Source organism: Pedobacter sp. KLB.chiD (genome assembly GCF_047040275.1).
In the GTDB taxonomy this organism is placed as follows: domain Bacteria; phylum Bacteroidota; class Bacteroidia; order Sphingobacteriales; family Sphingobacteriaceae; genus Pedobacter.
The window spans coordinates 1,431,288-1,449,320 of sequence record NZ_CP178207.1 but is presented as its reverse complement, the minus strand read 5'-3'; the positions used below and the strand labels follow the sequence as shown (position 1 = coordinate 1,449,320).

General features: G+C 35.9%; 19 protein-coding genes. 10 read left to right on the top strand and 9 right to left on the bottom strand.

All coding sequences use genetic code 11. From position 1 onward, the window contains the following. The first annotated feature begins 87 nt into the window (after nucleotides 1-87). The 4 genes from ACK1I8_RS05900 (at nucleotide 88) to ACK1I8_RS05885 (ending at nucleotide 3,807) form a co-directional block, all read left to right on the top strand. Nucleotides 88-789, top strand: a complete 702-nt coding sequence (locus ACK1I8_RS05900) for a YggS family pyridoxal phosphate-dependent enzyme (RefSeq protein WP_412468412.1) — start codon at nucleotides 88-90, stop codon at nucleotides 787-789. Nucleotide 790: 1 nt separating this feature from the next. Continuing rightward, complete coding sequence (locus ACK1I8_RS05895; protein WP_412468411.1) at nucleotides 791-1,258, top strand: N-acetyltransferase family protein; 468 nt, start codon at nucleotides 791-793, stop codon at nucleotides 1,256-1,258. A 1-nt stretch (nucleotide 1,259) separates the two neighbouring features. After that, nucleotides 1,260-2,534, top strand: a complete 1,275-nt coding sequence (locus ACK1I8_RS05890; protein WP_412468410.1) for an aspartate kinase — start codon at nucleotides 1,260-1,262, stop codon at nucleotides 2,532-2,534. Nucleotides 2,535-2,619: 85 nt separating this feature from the next. Further along, nucleotides 2,620-3,807, top strand: coding sequence for a THUMP-like domain-containing protein (locus ACK1I8_RS05885; RefSeq protein WP_412468409.1), 1,188 nt, complete (start codon nucleotides 2,620-2,622; stop codon nucleotides 3,805-3,807). Nucleotides 3,808-4,112: 305 nt separating this feature from the next. On the opposite strand, the gene ACK1I8_RS05880 is transcribed toward ACK1I8_RS05885, so the two are convergent. The 4 genes from ACK1I8_RS05880 to ACK1I8_RS05865 all read right to left on the bottom strand — a co-directional run bounded on the left by ACK1I8_RS05880 (nucleotide 4,113) and on the right by ACK1I8_RS05865 (nucleotide 6,978). Continuing rightward, complete coding sequence (locus ACK1I8_RS05880) at nucleotides 4,113-4,310, bottom strand: cold-shock protein (RefSeq protein WP_412469350.1); 198 nt, start codon at nucleotides 4,308-4,310, stop codon at nucleotides 4,113-4,115. Nucleotides 4,311-4,510: 200 nt separating this feature from the next. Continuing rightward, on the bottom strand, nucleotides 4,511-5,146 hold the full coding sequence (locus tag ACK1I8_RS05875) for a peroxiredoxin (RefSeq protein ID WP_412468408.1): 636 nt from the start codon (nucleotides 5,144-5,146) through the stop codon (nucleotides 4,511-4,513). A 164-nt stretch (nucleotides 5,147-5,310) separates the two neighbouring features. After that, nucleotides 5,311-6,405 (bottom strand): trypsin-like peptidase domain-containing protein, encoded by a 1,095-nt coding sequence (locus ACK1I8_RS05870; protein ID WP_412468407.1) that lies wholly within the window; start codon nucleotides 6,403-6,405, stop codon nucleotides 5,311-5,313. 6 nt (nucleotides 6,406-6,411) lie between these two features. After that, nucleotides 6,412-6,978, bottom strand: a complete 567-nt coding sequence (locus tag ACK1I8_RS05865) for an RNA polymerase sigma factor (protein ID WP_412468406.1) — start codon at nucleotides 6,976-6,978, stop codon at nucleotides 6,412-6,414. 201 nt (nucleotides 6,979-7,179) lie between these two features. Between ACK1I8_RS05865 and ACK1I8_RS05860 the strand changes: the two genes are divergently transcribed. The 5 genes from ACK1I8_RS05860 to ACK1I8_RS05840 all read left to right on the top strand — a co-directional run bounded on the left by ACK1I8_RS05860 (nucleotide 7,180) and on the right by ACK1I8_RS05840 (nucleotide 10,614). Then, the gene (locus ACK1I8_RS05860) at nucleotides 7,180-7,398 is read left to right on the top strand and encodes a hypothetical protein (RefSeq protein WP_025142863.1); all 219 of its coding nucleotides are present in this window, start codon (nucleotides 7,180-7,182) and stop codon (nucleotides 7,396-7,398) included. Between the two features lie 146 nt (nucleotides 7,399-7,544). Then, complete coding sequence (locus ACK1I8_RS05855) at nucleotides 7,545-7,763, top strand: hypothetical protein (RefSeq protein WP_412468405.1); 219 nt, start codon at nucleotides 7,545-7,547, stop codon at nucleotides 7,761-7,763. Between the two features lie 132 nt (nucleotides 7,764-7,895). Then, nucleotides 7,896-8,117, top strand: coding sequence for a hypothetical protein (locus tag ACK1I8_RS05850; protein WP_412468404.1), 222 nt, complete (start codon nucleotides 7,896-7,898; stop codon nucleotides 8,115-8,117). Between the two features lie 511 nt (nucleotides 8,118-8,628). Then, nucleotides 8,629-9,975 carry an adenylosuccinate lyase gene (gene purB, locus ACK1I8_RS05845; RefSeq protein WP_412468403.1) on the top strand — a complete coding sequence of 449 codons (1,347 nt, stop codon included), beginning with the start codon at nucleotides 8,629-8,631 and terminating at the stop codon, nucleotides 9,973-9,975. A gap of 87 nt (nucleotides 9,976-10,062) precedes the next feature. After that, nucleotides 10,063-10,614, top strand: coding sequence for a NifU family protein (locus ACK1I8_RS05840; RefSeq protein WP_412468402.1), 552 nt, complete (start codon nucleotides 10,063-10,065; stop codon nucleotides 10,612-10,614). Between the two features lie 88 nt (nucleotides 10,615-10,702). Here the strand turns inward: ACK1I8_RS05840 and ACK1I8_RS05835 are convergent, their stop codons facing one another. The 4 genes from ACK1I8_RS05835 to ACK1I8_RS05820 form a co-directional block, all read right to left on the bottom strand. Beyond that, nucleotides 10,703-11,491, bottom strand: a complete 789-nt coding sequence (locus ACK1I8_RS05835; RefSeq protein ID WP_412468401.1) for an inositol monophosphatase family protein — start codon at nucleotides 11,489-11,491, stop codon at nucleotides 10,703-10,705. A 57-nt stretch (nucleotides 11,492-11,548) separates the two neighbouring features. Then, nucleotides 11,549-12,700: a prolipoprotein diacylglyceryl transferase gene (locus ACK1I8_RS05830; RefSeq protein ID WP_412468400.1), complete on the bottom strand. Its 1,152-nt coding sequence runs from the start codon at nucleotides 12,698-12,700 to the stop codon at nucleotides 11,549-11,551. 246 nt (nucleotides 12,701-12,946) lie between these two features. Beyond that, a complete protein-coding gene (gene mtaB / locus ACK1I8_RS05825; protein ID WP_412468399.1) occupies nucleotides 12,947-14,269 on the bottom strand; it encodes a tRNA (N(6)-L-threonylcarbamoyladenosine(37)-C(2))-methylthiotransferase MtaB in 1,323 nt (440 codons plus the stop codon). A 151-nt stretch (nucleotides 14,270-14,420) separates the two neighbouring features. Further along, nucleotides 14,421-14,987, bottom strand: coding sequence for a UbiX family flavin prenyltransferase (locus ACK1I8_RS05820; protein ID WP_412468398.1), 567 nt, complete (start codon nucleotides 14,985-14,987; stop codon nucleotides 14,421-14,423). Between the two features lie 857 nt (nucleotides 14,988-15,844). Here ACK1I8_RS05820 and ACK1I8_RS05815 point away from each other — a divergent pair. Then, complete coding sequence (locus tag ACK1I8_RS05815; RefSeq protein WP_412468397.1) at nucleotides 15,845-17,620, top strand: ATP-binding protein; 1,776 nt, start codon at nucleotides 15,845-15,847, stop codon at nucleotides 17,618-17,620. A 4-nt stretch (nucleotides 17,621-17,624) separates the two neighbouring features. Here ACK1I8_RS05815 and ACK1I8_RS05810 read toward each other — a convergent pair whose 3' ends face one another. Next, nucleotides 17,625-17,852: a hypothetical protein gene (locus tag ACK1I8_RS05810; protein WP_412468396.1), complete on the bottom strand. Its 228-nt coding sequence runs from the start codon at nucleotides 17,850-17,852 to the stop codon at nucleotides 17,625-17,627. Nucleotides 17,853-18,033: the final 181 nt, after the last annotated feature.

Genomic DNA, 18,033 nt, shown 5'->3' with positions numbered 1-18,033 from the left:
CCATATTGATCTCTTCATCCTTAATTTAAATATTATTTTTTGCCCAAATTGCGGCAAGGTTATTAATTTTACCAAAAATAGTTATAAATGAGCATAGCTGATAATCTTAAACAATATAAAAGCGAAGTTGAGTCAGAAGGGGTTAAACTCATTGCAGTTTCAAAAACACAACCTATAGAATCAATTTTAGAAGCCTACAACGCCGGACAACGTATTTTCGGGGAAAACCATGTACAGGAAATGGTTGAAAAAGAGGCACAACTTCCCAAAGATATCGAATGGCATTTAATTGGTCATTTACAGAGCAATAAGGTAAAATATATTGCTCCTTTTGTTAAACTGATCCATGGTGTGGATAGCCTGAAATTACTGCAGGAGATCAACAAACAGGCGGCGAAAAACAAACGCATCATTGATTGCTTGTTACAAGTTTACATTGCCGATGAAGACACTAAATTTGGACTTGGCTTTGATGAAGTAGTTGAATTGCTACGGGCCGAAGAGTTAGCCGAACTGAAAAATATCCGCATTGTTGGCTTAATGGGTATTGCCACCAATACCAGGAACGAAAAACAGATTACCACGGAATTTAACGAACTAAAAGTATTTTTTGAGGGCATTAAAGTGAGCTTTTTTCGTAAAGATGATGCGTTTAAAGAAATATCAACCGGAATGAGCGCTGATTATAAAATTGCCATTGAAGAAGGCAGTACGATGGTACGCATTGGTAGCAGCATTTTTGGCAAAAGGGTAATCAAACATTTCAAAAACGACATTTCGGCCAACTAATATGGATTTCAATATCAGATTTGCAACTGCAGAAGATTGTCCAAGAATATTGGAATTAATTAACGAACTCGCCATTTACGAGCGTGCTCCAGAGGAAGTTACCGTTACTTTAGATCACTTCATTGATGCTGGTTTTGGCAAAAATCCAGTATGGAAAGCTTACGTAGCTGAAGTAAATGATAATATTGTAGGATTTGCATTATATTATACACGCTATTCTACCTGGAAAGGATGCAGATTATACCTTGAAGATTTTATCGTAACAGAAGAGTTCAGAGGGAAGGGCCTGGGCAAAATATTATTTGAAAAAGTGATAGAAGAGGCTAAAAACGGCAACTATAGTGGTATGGTTTGGCAAGTGTTAGACTGGAACGAGCCAGCAATTAACTTCTATAATAAATATAAAGCACATTTAGAAAGCGGATGGTTAAACGCAGCGCTATCTAAAGAACAGATCAAGGCATTTTAATATGGATATTTTTAAATTTGGAGGTGCCTCGGTAAAAGATGCGGCAGGCGTAAAAAATCTGGCCAATATTGTACGAGACTACAAAAAAGGAAATCTGCTGATCGTTATTTCTGCCATGGGCAAAATTACCAATAGATTAGAGGATCTTACGTACGCATTTCTCTCCCAAAACAAGGATGCCCATGCCATTTTTGACGAAATTAAACATTTTCATTTCAACATTATAGATGAACTCTTTCAGGGAAAACACCATCCCGTTTACGATGATGTAGCCAATACCTTTGTAGAAATTGATTGGTTGATTGAAGATGAGCCTGATCACAATACTGATTATATTTATGATCAGATTGTATCTATCGGTGAGATCGTTTCCACTAAAATTGTAGCAGCGTGGTTGAATGAAACGGGCAATAAAACCCTATGGGCTGACGCGCGCAACTATATCCATACCGACAATACGTATAAAGAAGGAAAAGTAGACTGGGCAAAGACTAATCAGCACATACAGAGAGACTTAAAACCACTTTTAATAGACCACATCATTGTAACGCAAGGATTTATTGGCGGGACGAGTGAGAATTATACCACAACACTAGGGCGTGAAGGTTCTGATTATTCGGCGGCTATATTTGCTTCGTGCCTGGAAGCTGCTGCCTTAACCATCTGGAAAGATGTTCCCGGGGTATTAAATGCAGACCCAAAATGGTTTGATGAAACAGAACTGATTGCCCAGCTTTCTTATCATGATGCTATAGAACTTACTTATTATGGTGCAACGGTAATACATCCTAAAACCATAAAACCCCTTCAAAACAAGGGTATCCCCCTTTTTGTCAGGTCGTTTATCCAGCCGGAAAATTCAGGAACGGCAATTACCAAAGAAAACAACCCGTTGCCCGTCCCATCTTTTATCTTTAAGGTGAACCAGGCGTTGATTTCTATTTTTCCAAAAGACTATTCTTTTATCATTGAAGAAAACCTAAGCAATATTTTCGAGTTGTTCCATACACATCGGATCAAAATCAATACCATGCTTAACTCGGCCATCAGCTTTTCGGTGAGCGTGGATGATCATCCTGTTCAGATTGAAAAACTGATCAAAGATTTATCGGAAGAATTTACCATAAAATATAATAAAGGGCTTGAACTGGTAACGATCCGTTATTACAATCAACAAACCATTGATCGGGTAACCGTTGATAAGGATATTTTATTGGAAGTGAAGAGCCGGCACACCTGCCAGATGGTAATGAAAAATAAAAGTAGTAGCAAGTAATTAGTATTAAGTAATTAGTATTAAGAATCAAGATTGGATACTACCCTTGCTACTTGCTTCCTGGTACTTATACTGTTATAAAACAATGAACGATAAACTTTTAGCTAAAGCTGTACAAGACTACATCAATGCAAATTTAAACAACGATGTCAATCAGATCGCTTTGGCAAAAAGTCCGTTCGAAGGTATTAGTGCTGCGGAGCTGGCCACACAAATTGCCGCAAAAAAGAAATCTGAGAAGAAGTTGCCTACCTGGTTCCATACGGAAAATATTTATTACCCCCCAATGTTATCCATCGAACAGACCTCTTCTGAACTTACTGCAAAATACAAATCAAAACTGGCTAAAGGTGATACACTGATTGATATTACCGGGGGCTTCGGCATTGACAGTTATTACTTTTCACAAAAAGTAAAAAAAGTAACACATTGCGAAATCAATGAGGAGCTATCTGCAATAGCCCAGCATAATGCGAAGGCTTTACAGGCAATAAACATAAAATTTAAAGCAGAAGATGGCATTGCTTATATCAAAAACAATGATACATTTTTCGATACCATCTATGTTGATCCTGCGCGACGAACTGAAAAGGGCAAAGTTTTTATGCTCAAAGATTGTACACCTGATGTGGTAACCAATCTGGACATATTATTGGAAAAATCATCCAGAATAATTGTTAAAACTGCTCCATTACTGGATATCTCTGCAGGACTATCAGAATTGAAGCAGGTGAGTGAAATCCATATTGTAAGTGTAAAAAACGAATGTAAAGAACTGCTTTGGATAATAGATAAGCATGATAAAAACGAAACCAAAATTAAGGCCATAACGTTAAACAATGAAATTGAAAAGGATTTTTTTTTTTACAAATCATCATCAAATGCTTCAGTGCACTTTATAAACCATCTGAACGTTGGTGAGTACCTTTACGAACCTGATGCCGCATTACTAAAATCGGGTGCATTTAATCTAATTGGTACTACTTATGGTCTCTTAAAATTACATCCGCAAACGCAATTATTTAGTGCTAACCGTGTAAAAACAGATTTTCCCGGGCGTATTTTTAAAATTGAGTCGATACGAAATACTGGTGAACTGAAAAAAGAGATAAATTTAAAAGGCAATGTAATCGTGCGTAATTACCCCGCAAAACCAGAAGATTTAGTAAAGAAATATAAAATCAACCCGGATCAGGATCAGTTTTTGATTTTTACCAAAATTGCGAATGGCGATCATGTGATTTTGAAAACATCCATTATTCAATATTATTAATACTGCTTTGTTTCATAAGGTGCGCTTAAAAGATATTCTTAAGATACCTTATCAGTCGTAAGCTCACCTTTGAATTCATTTCAGGGGCTTAATAGCAGGAATGATGCTGAAATGAATTACTTTATACTTTTACGCTTCGCTACCGGTCAGCCTAACAATGAACATAGTACAACTATCTAGGGTAAAATAAACCCAACAGATAGCGTTATCCCGATTTAGGTATTATTTTATCTTGAGCGGATTTCAATTACAAAAGCCCTTCTATCGAAAGGCTTTGTAGGATGAAGAAATATAATAATGAATGTTTAAACTTTCTTAACGTTCACCGCTTGCAGACCCTTTCGGCCTTCTGCTACTTCAAATTCTACTTTATCGTTTTCTTTCAAGCTTTCAATTCCGCCTAAAACATCTTTAAAATGCACAAATAAGTCTTTGTTGTCTTCCTGCACAATAAATCCGAAGCCTTTTTGCGTATTAAACCATTTAACTTTTCCGGTTGCCATAAAAAAAATAAATATTGTATAAGTAAAACAAACCTTTATGCCTTGATCAGCATTTATTTTAAACAATTGTATATTAATTTAAATAAAACAACCAGTTTAAGCATGAATATTGAAACAAAACTAACCAAATATAATAATTTTCACCTATAATGCAAGTTATCCCACTCTGTTAAATAAGAATGTTGCGCTAATAAACCGAATTATTTATTTGGCTGAGGTGTTGTACGTAGATAAGGTTTAATCACCTGATGTCCTTTCGGAAATTTAGCCGGGATATCTTCTGTCTTAATGCTATTTACTACAATTACATCTTCGCCATCTTTCCAATCGGCCGGAGTAGCTACGCTATAATTGGCGGTAAGCTGCAAAGAATCAATTACCCGCAACACTTCGTTAAAATTCCTTCCTGTAGATGCCGGATAGGTAATGATCAATTTCACCTTTTTATCGGGACTGATCACGAACAAAGATCTGACGGTTAATGTTTCTGAGGCATTCGGGTGGATCATATCATAAAGATTAGCCACTGTCTTATCCGGATCGGCAATGATCGGAAATTCTACAGCAGTATTTTGGGTTTCGTTGATATCATTAATCCATCCTTTATGCGACTCGGCAGAATCAACGCTTAGGGCTAAAACCTTAACGTTTCTTTTATCAAATTCGCCTTTTAACGCTGCTGTTCTACCCAATTCAGTAGTGCACACAGGTGTATAATCAGCAGGGTGCGAAAAAAGCACGCCCCAGCTATCGCCTAAATAATCGTAAAAATCTATTTCGCCAATAGAGGTGTCGGCCTTGAAATTCGGTGCGGTATCGCCTAATCTTATACTCATAATCTTAATTAATTTAATTTTGATGATAACAAATCTAAACAATAGTATAGTAAATATATAGATTTAATATTAATTAAAGACTTCCAAATTACAATTCCAATAAAAAACCCTGAAGAAAGGATCTACAGGGTTTAAGAATATTAATTTGTTTGGGGGTATTACTTTTAATATGCTTTGATCATAAACACATAATCCTGTATTTTTTCGATCTGTTTAGTACGTTTTAAACCAGAAAGCAAGCTTTTTTTGTTGGCAGTAAGTTTGTTTACGCCCAGCGAATCCTGAGGAATGGCCCTCATCGCCTCCAGAATATATTTCGATTTTATAGCAAAAGCTGCACCTTCAGTTTGATCTGGCTTACCGCTAATGATACCCACTAAATTTCCATTGTTATCTAACACAGGACCACCACTATTACCCGGGTTGACCGAAATGGCAACCTGATACTGTGTGGTATCACCTACAAAACCATTTTTGGAACTTACATAACCTTCTCCAAGTACAGCATCATCTTTCGGATAACCTAAAGTATATACAATTTCACCGATGTTACTGGTATTTCTTTTGATGGTATAAGGAATAGAAGATAAATTACTAAAATGTTTATCGCTTATTTTAAGAATGGCAATATCATTCTGAGGATCTGTGTAAACCGATTTTACCTTAAACGATTCTCCTTTACTATTTTGTACGTATAAAGAATCAGCACCATTAATAATGTGCAGGTTGGTTAAGATGTAACCATTTGTAGAAATGGCAAAACCCGTACCACCAAAACTGTTTTGATTATTTGGCTTATCAGAAGTGGCGTTACTGTGCTTTATATTTCTGATTAAGCTATTTTGTGTTTTAATGGCATTGTTTACCCGATTACTTAACTGCCTGTAGCGCTCGGCCTGTTGAGTGCTGTGCTGGATAGAGTAGATAGAGACCAAAGAAAGTACGACAAAAGATGCAGCAACAGCAATGGCAGATTTGTGTTTCCGCCATAACTGAACCAGACGCGAAGGATGAGGTCTCAGTGTAGAGGCCAAACTTTCCACATCAATTTCAGAATGGATATGATTCAACTGCTCCTTTAAACGTAACTGTTCTGCAAATGTATCCATAGAAGCTAAAAAGAACTTGTGCGAAACTACCTTATGATCTACTGTAGCATCGTTAAGACGTAACTTTTCAAAAGCCTCTACTTCTTGCGCATTAAGTTTACCTAATAGATAATCTTCAATAATTGCATCTAACTCCAAATCGTTTCTCATTTCAAATTATGGTTGAAAAAATATTTTCTTTAACCTTTGCAAACATTTATATTTCTGCGTTTTTGCATTATCGGTATTGGTATAACCAAACTTTTCGCAGATATCCTGCATGGATAAATTATGGATATAAAAATCCTGAATAATGGTTTTACAGGGTTCGCCAAGATGATCAAGCGCTGATTGCATTTTTACAAACGAAGCATCTTTTTCTTCGTGGTGTTCCAAATCCTCTTCTACAGCAAAAACATCTTCATAATCAGTAATACTCCCCGTCTTTTTACTATTTAAGCTGAGCTTTTTTAGCCAAATACGCCGGCAAACCGAATAGATATAAGTTTTCAGCTTGCTGCTAAGTTCAAAATTACCTGCCTTAATTTTGTTATATAAAATAATTATACCTTCCTGATAAACATCTTTTGCATCATCTTCATCACCGTTATTATTCAGGATAAACTGCAAAACCATCGCATAATAAGCTTTGTATAACTTGTTAAGTATATCTTCTGAGTTATTTAGAATACCTAAAATAACCTCTCTATCTGTTGGAACTGAACTCTTTAAACCGTTATTCACTAGTTAATACATTTTTCTGTAAATAGTAACCCAATATTAGACAAAAAAATTTATAGCCACTATAATTGCTTAATACAAAGATCAGGCAAACGGTAACCCAAATTCTACCAAAAAAATATTTTAACTTTTCTGCAAATTTTCGGGTTACCTTTTTACCTTTGCGGCATTAATAAGAAATTAATTACTTAAAAAAATTCAAAAATGAAAAATGCATTCAAATTAGGCTTTTTAGCTTTAGCTTTATCTTTATCAGTTGTGGCTTGTAACTCAGAAAAAAAAGCTGAAGGTGCTGATACTACTTTAACTGACTCTTCTACTATCGTTACTGATACTACTGCAAAAGATACTACAGTTAAAGATTCTACAGTTAAAGATACTACTGTAAAAGCTACTACAACTACAACTGAAGTTAAACACTAGTCTAACTTCACTATATAAAAAAGTGCCTTGAATTTGAATTCACGGCACTTTTTTATTTTTATTCATTTTTTTTATCTTTTTTGGGTTACCTTTTTAAATAAGTGGTATTAACATGTAAATTAATTAATTACTTAAAAATATTCAAAATGAAAAATGCATTCAAATTAGGCTTCTTAGCTTTAGCTTTATCTTTATCAGTTGTTGCTTGTAATTCAGAGAAAAAAGCAGAAGGTGCTGACACTACAGCTACTGACTCTTCAACTGTAATTACTGATACTACTAAAAAAGATACAGTAGTAACAGATTCTACAGTAAAAGACACATCTGTAAAAACTACTACAGAAAAAACTGAAGTTAAACACTAGTCTAACTTACTTATAAAAAAAGCCTTCGAAATTCATTTTTCGAAGGCTTTTTTATTTTAGCGAAAAAAAATAGGTTACCTTTCTAAATTCCCGGTATTAAAGATATATATTAACCCTAAAACATATATCAAGATGAAAAATGCATTCAAATTAGGCTTTTTAGCCCTGACTTTATCTCTAACAGTAGCTGCTTGTGGCGGTTCAACTAAAAAATCAGATGGCGCTGATACAACCATTACAGATTCTTCTACAATTATTACAGATACCACTAAAGTTGATACAGTAGTAAAAGATTCTACCGTAAAAGATACTTCTGTTAAAGCTACCACAGAAAAAACTGAAGTTAAACAATAATATAATCACTAGTTGTAGTGAGAAAAGGTCGCGATTTAAAATCCCGACCTTTTTTATTTAACTGTCCCGTCCTGAAATAAGTTGACACACTAGTTGACTTATTTTAGGACTAGTCAAACAAAACCAGGTTATTTTTTAATCTTTTTTTGGTTTAAGAGTTAATTGATTACTTTTTAAATCAAACAGAATGAAAAACGCATCCAAAACGGACTTTTTAGCATTAGCCTTAAAGTTTATCAGTTGCAGCGTATAAATCGGTGAAAAAGGATCGCTGAACCGATTCAGCTAAAGTTGGATTCTAACAATTGTTGATACTGCAGTTAAGGATATTACTTCAAAAGATACAACCGTTAATTGATACGCTGGTTAAAACGGATACCACTGCCATAAAAAATAGTTCAATCAAAGCTTTTGAAAAGGCTTTAGGTAAGCCAAGGCTTTTTTATTTAGGCATCTAGGCCTTAAAATCCATCAATTGTAGTAAATTTGCGGCAAAAATATAATCCGCATAATGAATTTAACATCGCTACAAGCTATTTCACCTGTTGATGGCCGTTACAGAAAAACTACAGAAGATTTAGCCGCTTATTTTTCCGAAGAAGCCTTAATTAAATACCGGGTTTTTGTAGAAATCGAATATTTTATCGCACTTTGCGAAATCAACCTGCCGGGCTTAGCAAATTTTGATCGAAATCTTTATGCTGAATTACGAAAAATCCACCAAAATTTCTCAGAGGCTGATGCTTTAGAAATTAAAGAAACCGAAAAAGTAACCAATCATGATGTTAAAGCGGTCGAATATTTTATCAAAAGTAAATTCGATTCATTATCGCTTCAAAACTATAAAGAGTTCATCCATTTTGGATTAACCTCTCAGGATATCAACAATACTGCCATCCCTTATTCTATTAAACTGGCCTTAAACGAAAGTTATTATCCGGCTATTAATGCATTAATAGAAAAAATAAATGCACTGGCAACGGAATGGAAAGATATTCCGATGCTGGCACATACCCACGGACAACCGGCATCCCCTACCAAACTGGGTAAAGAGTTTTTAGTTTTTGCGGAGCGTTTGGCTATTCAGTTAGAAAATTTACAAAAAATCCCTAACAGTGCAAAATTCGGTGGAGCAACCGGAAACTTCAATGCACACCACATTGCCTATCCGGAAGTAAACTGGGTTGATTTTTCGAATCACTTTGTCAATGACACCTTAGGTTTATCACGGGCACAACACACTACACAGATTGAGCATTACGATCAGTTTGCGGCGCAATGTGATACATTAAAACGCATCAACAATATTATTATTGATTTGGACCGGGATATCTGGACTTATATTTCCAAAAACTATTTCAAACAGAAAATCAAAGCCGGAGAGATCGGGTCATCAGCAATGCCTCATAAGGTAAACCCAATCGATTTTGAAAATGCGGAAGGAAACGCCGGAATTGCAAATGCACTTTTTGAATTCTTTGCTGCTAAATTACCCATTTCGCGTTTGCAGAGAGATTTAACGGATTCTACCGTTTTAAGGAATGTTGGCGTTCCTTTTGGACATACATTAATTGCCATTAATGCCACTTTACGTGGATTAAACAAGATTTTATTAAATGAAACTGCTTTACATGCAGATCTGGATGAAAACTGGGCAGTTGTTGCGGAGGCCATTCAAACCGTTTTAAGAAGAGAAAACTATCCTAATCCTTACGAAGCGTTAAAAGAATTAACCAGAACAAATACTAAAATCAATGCAGCAAGCATAGCAGAATTTATTGAAGGTTTAGCTGTTTCGGAAGAAATAAAAACACAACTGAGAACCATTTCACCTTTTAATTACACCGGCGTTTTTTAGCTAAATTAAATTGACGTTAAGCAGACAGCCAGCAAAGGTTTTATTAACGAGTAATTGTTAATTTTGTTTATTCAAATTGATTAAGACATGACGATTAACGTATATACAGAACAGACTCCAAATCCAGCTACCATGAAATTCATGGTAAACAAGCTGTTAATAAATGGCAGTGAGGATTTTGCGACTAAAGAGAGTGCTGAACATTCGCCTTTTGCTAAAGAATTATTTAAATTCAACTTTGTTGCCGGTGTTTTTTTCGCCAGTAATTTTGTGACCATTACCAAAACAGATGATGCAGAATGGGCAGACATTGAAGCCATTTTAAAGGAATTTGTTAAAGGTGCGGTAGAATCTGAATTAAAAATCAAAGAAGCTGCTGCTGAGGAAGCGCCTACCTTTGAAGGTACGGAAACTGAAATTAAAATCCAGCAGATTTTACACGATTATGTACGTCCTGCCGTTGAACAGGATGGTGGTGCTATTACTTATAAGTCTTTTGATGAAGGTGTAGTTACTGTAGAATTACGTGGCTCTTGCAGTGGTTGTCCGTCTTCCACCATCACGCTTAAATCAGGCATCCAGAATTTATTGCAGAGAATGGTGCCGGAAGTTACGGAAGTAGTTTCCGAAGCACTTTAAAAACGAGCATTTTTCATAGTATATATAGTGAAAAGGTCGCGATGAGAATCGCGACCTTTTTTTTACAGGATCGGTATGACGAATAGCCTTAAAAATACTTTTTAATCGCTTCCAACATTTCGGTAGTTAGTTTTCCGTTGGTAGCCAATATTTCCCTTTTTTCAAAGTAATCGTTACCTCCGGCAAAATCATACACCTCCCCGCCAGCCTGCTGAACAATGAAACAACCAGCCGCAAAATCCCATTGTTGCAGATTATATTCAAAAAAAGCATCAAAACGTCCACAGGCTGTGTATACCAAATCTATTGCCGCCGCGCCTATTCTTCGTACGCCGTGGCTTTTCTGCATCATTTCGGCCAGCAATTTTAAGTATTTCGCTTGTTCATCAAATTGATAATACGGGAAACCTGTGGCCAGCAGACTTGATTTTAAATCAGGATTATTGGAAACTTTAATTTCTTTTTTATTCATTAGAGCAGGTCCGCCTTTATACGAATAAAACATTTCTCCCCTATTTAATTCATAGACCACGCCTATTACAGGTAGTCGATCTTCATAAAGTGCCACGCTAATGCCATAGGTTGGAATGCCATGGATAAAATTGGTTGTACCATCTAAAGGATCGATGATCCAGGTGTAGGTTTTTCCGGCGCGGTTAATTGTTTTTTCTTCAGTAATGAACCCCGCCTCGGGCATCAATTTTTCCAGATTTTGAACAAGTTTCTGCTCTGCTGTTTTATCAACATAGGAGACCATGTCATTCAAACCTTTATATTCTATTTTCTGAACATCAAACTGCATCGCTTCCTTACGGATAAAATTTCCGGTAAGCTTAACAATCGAGATCACTTTATTGCATAGTAATTCGTAATTCATAACTATTTAAACAACAGAATAAGGCTGTTGTTGTATTTAATTGAATTTATCAGGTTCTTATTGGGCCAGTTTATTCTTGTTACGTAAAGCATAAACACTTAGGGCCATGCCTCCAACAACTAAAAAAGTAGAGATCATTTCTGCCTGCGTAAACGATAAACCAAAAACATGGTATTTAGAGTTTACCCGGATCAACTCAATACAGAAACGTTCCACTCCGTTTAAGATCATGTAAATACCGAACATTAAACCAGGTGCTTTTATTTTATCTCTGATGCTCCACAAAAAGGCGAAAAGGATTAAACAGATAATCACTTCATAAAGTGGTGTAGGGTATACACCCTGAGCCAATTCGTTACAGAACTTACCCGTACAACCCGGAATAGGGATCCCCTCGCCTACCACGTTGTTTGGGTATTTGTAAGACCACAACCAATCTGGCAACCAGGAGAACGGTTTCGGGTTAGGGTTCACAATACCCCAGTCTCCATCACCTGCCATATGGCAGCCGATACGACCAACAGCATAAGCCAGCATCATACCGGGTCCACCTACATCCAGCATATGTAAAGGTTTAATGCCATTTCTCCTGGCAATGATCAACACCGCTGCGCCGCCACAGATTAAGCCGCCATAAAAGGTTAAACCACTGAAAGATAATAAGCGTTCTATAGGGTGTTGAACAAAATCATCCCAATATTCCAGATTATCAAAAAACTTCGCGCCCAAAAATCCCCATATAGCTGCCCATACAATCAGATTACTCATGATCTGGTACGGATGAACGGTTACCTGTATTTCTTTTGGTTTATCTAGTTTATGTTTGTTCTTTTCAGTATAATCCCAATACGCAAATAAACCAGCAAAAAACAAACCACCTATTATATTTCCCTGGGTCGACATTAAAACCGACTGTGCATCATTTACAAAAAGTTTGTAGTTTAATAATGCGTAAACCAGTTTGTAACCGATAACAAAGCCAAAGAGGCCATTCATGATCAATTCTGATGTAGTGGCAGGCTTCCCAACTATAATCGTTTTTTTAATGGGATGAAGTATCCCTAACGCTTCTTTACGTTTAAGCTCTTTGGTAAAAGCCCAGTAACCGGCAACAAATGCGAGCGCTACAAAAACACCAAATGTATTAAAGGGGAGCGGTAAATTAATGCCGAACAGGTATTCTAAAAAATGTGAAACGGTAGGAAACATAGAAATATTTTGTTGCGAAGATAGGAAAGAAAGACTAAAGACCAAAGCATAAAGACTGACGTTAGAAAGTCAGATGTACGAAGACCAGAAGAAAAGACCAAAGCTGAAAGACTGAAAATCATGAACCATTCCATATCTTTCCCATCTTCCAATTTACATATAACACTTAAAAGATTATTCTCAGCGTTCAGAACAACAGTAAAGGATATTTGACTAAAGAATTCCGGCTAAAAACTCCAGACTAAACTAGTGGTGTGCGTAAGAGGTTTCCAACTCTGCCACTTCAACTTCTCCATCGGATGTAATTTCCAAAAGCTTAACGGCTTTCAATTCATTTACCATAACCGGATCGTATTTGGCACGTACTTTTACATAGTTTTTGGTAAAGCCGTGCATATAACCAGATTTCTGATCCGCTTCAAAAAGTACTTCTCCTTCAGTACCAATTTGCGATTCGTAGAAAGCTCTCCGCTTTTTATCAGACAGGATATGAAGCATTTTACTTCTCTCATTCCGTTCACTTCCTGCTACAACGCCTTTCATTTCGGCTGCAGCCGTTAATTCGCGTTCAGAGTAAGTAAATACATGTAAATATGAAACGTCCAGCTGGTTTAAAAATTGGTAGGTATCCAGGAAATCCTCCTTCGTTTCGCCTGGGAAGCCAACAATTACATCTACGCCAATACAACAGTTTGGCATGATCTCTTTAATCTTAGCAACACGCTCTACATACAAATTACTCCGGTAACGTCGGCGCATCAACCCTAAAATTTTATCAGAGCCTGATTGTAAGGGAATATGAAAATGCGGAACAAACCTTTTTGAAGTGGCCACAAATTCTATAATTTCGTTGCTTAACAAATTAGGTTCGATAGAAGATATCCGGATTCTTTCAATCCCCTCTACTTCATCCAGGGCTTTAACCAGATCGAAAAACTTGTCTTCGCGCTGCCCGTTTCTGATTCCAAAATCGCCGAGATTTACTCCTGTTAATACAATTTCTTTAACACCGCTTTCCGCAATCATTTTTGCACGGTTCACTACATTTTCAATGGTATCGCTACGGCTTGCACCACGTGCTAAAGGAATGGTACAGTACGTACAAGGATAATCGCAACCATCCTGTACTTTCAAAAAAGTACGTGTTCTATCACCAATAGAATATGATGCAATAAAGTTGTGGTTAACTTTTTCTATATTTTGCTGATGAACGAGTGCTTTTGGCTGTTTTGTTAAATCGGTAATATATTCGACAATCCTGAATTTTTCTGCCGCACCTAAAACCATATCAACACCTTCTATTTCGGCAATTTCCTGTGGTTTTAACTGGGCATAACAACCTACAATGGTTACAAAAGCATTTGGAGAATACTTTAAGGCTTCTTTAACAACTTTACGACATTTTTTATCGGCATGCTCGGTAACCGAACAGGTGTTGATTACGTAAACATCAGCCTGGTCCTGAAATTCTACCACGACATAGCCGGCATCGGTAAATAATCGACCGATGGTTGAGGTTTCGGAGAAATTGAGTTTACAACCTAATGTATAAAATGCGACCTTTTTCATTGAAGCTGCAAAGATATGAAATTTGTTTGGAGTTAACCACTTAAGACCTCCAGCCCTCACAAATTACAGTAAGTTAACAATAGGTTGGCTTGGAATTGGGTGTTTAGGGTCGGGAAAATTTAACATAGTTCCTAACCGAAAATCCCATACTTCATTCATTCCATCGATAACTTTCCTGTTCGAAACCTGCCAGGTCCAGTACCCTACTCACTACCGTTCCGGCCACTTCTTCTATGGTTTGCGGTAAACTGTAAAACGATGGGTTGGCTGGACAAATGATCCCTCCGGCTTCAGTAACCGTTTTCATATTGTTAATATGAATCAGGCTAAATGGGGTATCTCTTACTACGGCTATCAATTTTCTGCGTTCTTTTAACACCACATCTGCTGCTCTGGAAATTAAATCATTAGATATTCCCTGCGCTACCCTACCCAACGTGCCCATTGAGCAAGGGATGATAATCATGGTATCGTATTTGGCAGATCCTGATGCAAATGGTGCATTAAAATCGCTTTTGTTATAAAAAGTAAATTCTTTGAAATGGTTATAATCCTGATTTCCCAGCTCAAATTGCCAAACTGCTTTCGCATTATCGCTCATCACTATACCAACGGCTCCAATCTGGTCTTTTAATTTTAATAACTGATCAAACAAAACCTTTGCATATATAGAACCGCTGGCACCGGTAACCGCAACAACCACTTTCTTTTTTTTCATAACCACAAAAATAGTTTATCTAAATCTTTTAAAGCAAAAAAGGGCCAGAACAATGTTCTGACCCTACATCTACCTATGAAAAACATACCCTCGAAAGGGTAAGAACAAATATATGTAATTTTTTAAAAAAATGTAAACGAGAAACATTAAATCGCTCAAATCAAACAATTAAGCCAAAATTTAAACGCATAACACTGATTATCAGATCAATAATTTTTCAAATAAATATTAAAAAACTTTATAAGAATTTAAAAAGGCATTATTTTGAGTTAAAACTAGATCTATTTCGTATGATAAATTAGTCAATTTAATCAAATAAAGTTAACTTTATGGATTTCATTTACATTTAATTGCCTTCAAACTTACATTTTTTGATGTTCGCTTTACCTCAATTTATAACAAGGCAGGTATGTTTACCTATGCCATCATTCAAGTATAATCTTTTTAACATGAAGGATTACAATCGCAACAACATCTTCTAAAGCCTGTCTATATTTTTATATTAGTTTGTTCAGATCGCAGATATGCTTACACTTTTCTACAAAATCATATTCTTAAGCAATCCAAAAGCCAATCTTGTTATTTAAACATGCATTTATGCTAAAATGTTTTGTTGATGGTTTGCCGTACGTATTAATGATAACTTCATCAAAAGGAACTCATTTATCATATAACTCCGACCATATTGTATGATAAATATTATAAATTCATCGTAAATCAGTTGGAATTAATTGTTTATGGGTTATATTTGAGAAAGTGTCATCTCAGATTTTATGATAGATTCAGCTTCTCCATTTTTAAAGGCATTATTAAAACATTCTACTAGCCCAGTAGTCATTTTTAAAATAAAGCCAATATTGGTTGTAGTTGAATATAACGACGCTTACCAGGCTTTAATAGCGCGTGTGGGTGGAAAATCAAAATTCTATGATATTGATATTATTCCCAACCTTTTATCTGATGATGAAAAAATTACGCTGGCTAAAACAGTTCAAAAAGTAAGTGAACTCAAAACTAAGCAGGCACTGATTATTCATCCTATTTATTCAAACTCTCCAAACGTAAAGTGGGAACTGGAATTCTCTCCGGTATTACAAAGCGATCGCCCGGTTGAATATCTTATTTGTTCATTAAAGGAAGTTCCAAATGATGAACAGCAGCTTTCGCATATTTTATTTGAGCTTTCAGAAAGTGAGACACGGTTTAGGGGCTTTTTTGAGCAAGCGCCTTTGGGTATGTGCGTTTTAAAAGGTGTAGAATTGATTACAGAATATGCGAACGATAACATATTAAAACTTTGGGGCAAAAGCAGAAAAGAAGTTATCGGAATACCCTTGGAAGAGGCAAAGCCGGAACTCGAAATGCAGCAGTCGCTTATAAAAGATATTTTCAAAAATAAACAGCCAGTAACCATTAATGAACTTAAACTCTCCACCCCCGTTTCAGATGGTTATTTTATCGCTCTGTACGAACCTTTGAAAAATGATAAAAACGAAGTAACCAGAATTCTGGTGATTATTAAGGACATTACCGAGCAGGTTAACTTCAAAAAGGAGCTTCTCAAAGCGAAAGACATTTTAAAAATAGCCATGGATGCCTCTGAAATGGGTTCGTGGAATATCGACCTGTCGCACAAGCAAATACTTTTATCAGAAAGAGCACAATACATTTATGAACTTGAGCATAACAGGTTAAATATGGAGGAAGCCAAATCTATGGTCCGCCCTGAAGATATGGCAAAGCTTACCAGAGGTATTATACGTGCACTACACAACCGGGATGCTTTTAACATCGAATACCAGATTAACCTGAAAGGTATCCATGCAAAGCGTAAATGGATAAGAACTGCGGGAAAGGCCTATTATAACAGAGAAGGAAAAGCGATTTACATAGCTGGAGCCATTCTGGATATCACAGAGCACAAACAGGATGAAATAAGAAAAAATGATTTTATCAGTATCGTAAGTCATGAGCTTAAAACCCCTCTGACATCATTAAGCGCCTATGTACAGCTTTTACAACATAAATTTAAAGAAATAGATAACGTTTTTCCTGTCCAGATACTTGAAAAGATAAATGTTCAATTAAAAAAAATGTCGTTAATGATTGATGGTTTTCTGAACGTTTCCTTACTAGAATCTGGTAAAATATTGTTGAACAAAACAAACTTTAACCTTATTGAACTGATTAAAACCATTACAGAAGAAACCAAAATGGTTTCACCAAGTCATTTTATTCAGGTAATTGGTCCGGAAAAATTATTTGTAAATGCCGACATGGATAAAATCGGTAATGTAATTCATAACCTGATTGGCAATGCTGCAAAATACTCTAAAAAGGAATCGCTAATTGCGATAAAATGCGAGATACAGGAAAATTATCTGGTTGTAAGTGTAGAAGATGAAGGTATAGGCATTAGAGAAAATGATATAACCCGACTTTTTGACCGTTTTTACCGGGTAGAGAGTCCTGATACCAAAACTATTGCAGGATTTGGAGTAGGCCTGTATATCTGCGCCGAAATAATTGAAAGGCATAAAGGAAAAATATGGGTGGAAAGTAAATTAGGAGAAGGTTCCACATTTTATTTCAGCCTACCTTTTGAAATGAACAATAATTCCACAACATTCTGACTGTTTAAGTGAGTGTATTAACCTTCATTTCTTCCACAGCTAAGTTAACATTAACTGCCACCAAACCGCACGCTTGCAGTTCAATTTCAAAAACTATTTTCGAATTTAAACTAATTTGATCAGATACATCATCTAATCGAAAATGAATATCCTGGTCGTTTTCATCAGTAATGATCCCTTGTCCGTATTCAAAGTCAATCTGTGTAACATATCCCTTTCTTAACTCGCCCATTACAGATATTTTTTTAACAAATAATGCGCAATTATAGCTAATTTAAGTATTATTAAAAATACATAAAATATATTTTGTGTATTTTTTAACGATATTGGTTTATACAGCTTACCTACTAAAACGAATTAATAAACCGGAATAAGAGATTATGATGTGATACGATATAAAATAAATTTGATGT

Coding starts and splice junctions, on each gene's coding strand:
- ACK1I8_RS05900 (WP_412468412.1), top strand. CDS start 88: ATGAGCATAGCTGATAATCTTAAACAATATAAAAGCGAAGTTGAGTCA.
- ACK1I8_RS05885 (WP_412468409.1), top strand. CDS start 2,620: ATGAACGATAAACTTTTAGCTAAAGCTGTACAAGACTACATCAATGCA.
- ACK1I8_RS05810 (WP_412468396.1), bottom strand. CDS start 17,852: ATGGGCGAGTTAAGAAAGGGATATGTTACACAGATTGACTTTGAATAC.
- ACK1I8_RS05830 (WP_412468400.1), bottom strand. CDS start 12,700: ATGTTTCCTACCGTTTCACATTTTTTAGAATACCTGTTCGGCATTAAT.
- ACK1I8_RS05890 (WP_412468410.1), top strand. CDS start 1,260: ATGGATATTTTTAAATTTGGAGGTGCCTCGGTAAAAGATGCGGCAGGC.
- ACK1I8_RS05880 (WP_412469350.1), bottom strand. CDS start 4,310: ATGGCAACCGGAAAAGTTAAATGGTTTAATACGCAAAAAGGCTTCGGA.
- purB (WP_412468403.1), top strand. CDS start 8,629: ATGAATTTAACATCGCTACAAGCTATTTCACCTGTTGATGGCCGTTAC.
- ACK1I8_RS05860 (WP_025142863.1), top strand. CDS start 7,180: ATGAAAAATGCATTCAAATTAGGCTTTTTAGCTTTAGCTTTATCTTTA.
- mtaB (WP_412468399.1), bottom strand. CDS start 14,269: ATGAAAAAGGTCGCATTTTATACATTAGGTTGTAAACTCAATTTCTCC.
- ACK1I8_RS05820 (WP_412468398.1), bottom strand. CDS start 14,987: ATGAAAAAAAAGAAAGTGGTTGTTGCGGTTACCGGTGCCAGCGGTTCT.
- ACK1I8_RS05895 (WP_412468411.1), top strand. CDS start 791: ATGGATTTCAATATCAGATTTGCAACTGCAGAAGATTGTCCAAGAATA.
- ACK1I8_RS05855 (WP_412468405.1), top strand. CDS start 7,545: ATGAAAAATGCATTCAAATTAGGCTTCTTAGCTTTAGCTTTATCTTTA.
- ACK1I8_RS05835 (WP_412468401.1), bottom strand. CDS start 11,491: ATGAATTACGAATTACTATGCAATAAAGTGATCTCGATTGTTAAGCTT.
- ACK1I8_RS05850 (WP_412468404.1), top strand. CDS start 7,896: ATGAAAAATGCATTCAAATTAGGCTTTTTAGCCCTGACTTTATCTCTA.
- ACK1I8_RS05875 (WP_412468408.1), bottom strand. CDS start 5,146: ATGAGTATAAGATTAGGCGATACCGCACCGAATTTCAAGGCCGACACC.
- ACK1I8_RS05840 (WP_412468402.1), top strand. CDS start 10,063: ATGACGATTAACGTATATACAGAACAGACTCCAAATCCAGCTACCATG.
- ACK1I8_RS05870 (WP_412468407.1), bottom strand. CDS start 6,405: ATGAGAAACGATTTGGAGTTAGATGCAATTATTGAAGATTATCTATTA.